We start from the raw sequence: 2,472 nt of genomic DNA on the forward strand, positions 1-2,472 counted from the left end.
GGTCCAACGAATGCTTTCGGCGCGCGGCTCGCCGAGGCAATGCGAATTCTTCTCGTTGGTGATATAGACCCGCCCGCCTGGCTTGCAGATGCGGTAGAGCTCCTTGAGGATGAGTTCAGGTCGATTGAAGATTTGAAGGGAATGTCGGCAGGTGACCAAGTCGAACTGCGCTTGGTCGAGCAGCATCTCCGACGCATCGCCATAAGTATATTCGATGCCCCGGATGTCGAATTCCCGCATCACTCGTCGAGCATAGTTCAGGCTTGATCTGGAGTGGTCGAGGGCGACGATCCGCGATGGCTGAAACTCCTTCTGCGCGAGTACGGCGAAATCACCGATCCCGCAACAGACATCGGCCATGACGATCCCGGGCCTCATGCCGTGTCGCGGCAAGATTGTGCGCTCGTGGCGCCAAGTCATCTTTGTCTGAGTGCGCAGGATGGGTACGAACCCGCCTTCCTCAAGAAAACCCTGCCCCGGATAAAATTCAGTGTCATACTCCTCGACGGTGATGTTCGGTTCAATTCCGCTCAGGCGACCGAATTTTCGCGAGGTCCATCCGACGACGCTTGACGTGATGACGACGAATTTGAGATCGGGTCGAGCGCGACAAGCGTCGATGATGATCCTCGAAAAGGTGTGAAACGCCGCATTGTTCATCTGCGTCAGGCGCCTGACATTGACGTAGAGAACGCCGCGCACACGGCCGATCGCATCGCGAAGTAATGCTATGCTGGGCCCAAGCTCATCGATCGCCTGAGGCCGGACCACTCCCGATATGGAGAACTCCTGGTTGTTCGCGTCGTATTGCGCCTTGAAGCGCGGGAGAAGGTCGTAAGGGCTCAATTTTGCAGGCCCTCGAGCGGAAGATCCACGACAAGCTTGATTGCATCGCCGTCCGCGTCCTCGATCCAGAGTGTCGCGTTGTAGTCGACAGCCAGTTCCAGGAGTATGACCTCGCGGCTCGGCGCGAGATCCCCGGACACCGAATTGAGGTATCGCTCTCTGGCCTCTATTCCTGCAAGTTGCGACACGGCTTCTTCGTAGAATTGGCGCTCCTCCGGCACGCAAGGAAATGTCAACTCGATCCTATCCGTCGCGCCATGGCGAGACACCCTGCATGCCAGTTCGCCGTCGGCATGGCGAGTACGAAAGGCGACTTCCAGCAATTCGTTGAAGGCGGAGGAAAAGAGATTTGAATGGTGGACCGAGTCTGACCTGTTTTGACTGATCATCCGGGCCACGTATGTCGAGACATAATCGCAATGCTTCCAAGCGGAGACAAAAGCTTTGATTTCCATGTCGATCTGGATCATCGGCTCAAAAGTCGGCTCGCCAGCCAGGTCATGATGAATAGGTCCCATCGGCATCTCACTTGTTCCATCAGTATTGAGCTCTCGCGGGGTGATGGCCTCCGCGATGAAAAATTTCTCCGCGCCCGTGATGAGTCTGTCTCGCACCCACTCGAGGAATTGCGCGGTATCTGCCTCGATCATTCTAGAATCTCCGCCTCACCGTTAACGAAGGCCGCAAGGCGCTAGAGCGCTTGTTTTGATTCCTCCATCGCGCGTACCACCCTCAGCGGGGACCGCCTGATGAAACCGCTGATCGCCTCGGCTCCAAGCGGCTTTCCCAGGAAGTTGCCTTGCAGGCAATCGCAATTCTCCTTGATCAGCCACCGTGCCTGTGCCGGCGTCTCGACCCCCTCGGCAGTGACATTTATCCCGAGGCCGTGCGCCAGATTCATGATCGATCGCACGATCGTTTGGCTTTTGAGATCGGTCTCCAAGTCCGCAATAAAGTACTGATCTATCTTCAACGTATCGAAGGGAAAATTTTTAAGGTAGCTCAACGATGAATAGTATGTTCCAAAATCGTCTAGCGATATTCGAATTCCCAAGACATTCAGCGTATTTAATGTGTCTATGTTGTCGATCGTCTTCTCAAGTAGAACCCTCTCGGTTATCTCAAGTTCAAGTCTGTCGGCTTCAAGCCCAACTGCGTCGACGATCTGAGCGACGGTGTCCGTCAGCAAACCGCTAAGGAACTGAGCCGGCGACAAGTTCACTGCGACTGTCAGCGAGGAAGGCCACGTCAACGCCTGGCGACACGCTTCCTCGAGCACCCATCGTCCAATCTCGTCCATCAGACCGTCGGCTTCGGCGATCGGTATGAACACGTTGGGTGGAATGATTCCGAGCTCGGGGTGCCGCCACCGCAGCAGCGCTTCGAAACCGGTCACTGACGAGGGAGGCTGAATGAGCGGCTGATACTCCAGATAAAGCTCGCCGCGCTCCAGCGCGGTTCGAAGGCTGCGCCTCAGATTCTCGCGTTGCTCGAGCAAGAGCAGCATCGAACGGTTGAATGTTCGAGCGCAGCCGCGTCCATCTGTCTTGGCCGCGTAAAGAGCAATGTCAGCGGCTTTCCTCAACTGTTCGCCGTCGGTCCCGGGCTCCGGCCCGAAAGCAATTC

Annotated in this window: 3 protein-coding genes; all 3 read right to left on the reverse strand. The window is 56.2% G+C overall.

Annotated features, from left to right (window positions below; genetic code table 11):
• Positions 1-846 (reverse strand): class I SAM-dependent methyltransferase (locus NKI72_RS34550; protein WP_352852190.1); only part of this gene is annotated, 846 nt, incomplete at its 3' end.
• Complete coding sequence (locus tag NKI72_RS34555; RefSeq protein WP_502896732.1) at positions 843-1,364, reverse strand: ubiquinone biosynthesis methyltransferase UbiE; 522 nt, start codon at positions 1,362-1,364, stop codon at positions 843-845. The genes NKI72_RS34550 and NKI72_RS34555, both read right to left, overlap by 4 nt.
• 173 nt (positions 1,365-1,537) lie before the next feature.
• The coding region (locus tag NKI72_RS34560) for a putative bifunctional diguanylate cyclase/phosphodiesterase (protein WP_352852192.1) at positions 1,538-2,472 on the reverse strand (935 nt) is incomplete at its 5' end.

The sequence above is a fragment of the Mesorhizobium sp. M0437 genome (assembly GCF_040321335.1).
Lineage (GTDB): Bacteria > Pseudomonadota > Alphaproteobacteria > Rhizobiales > Rhizobiaceae > Mesorhizobium.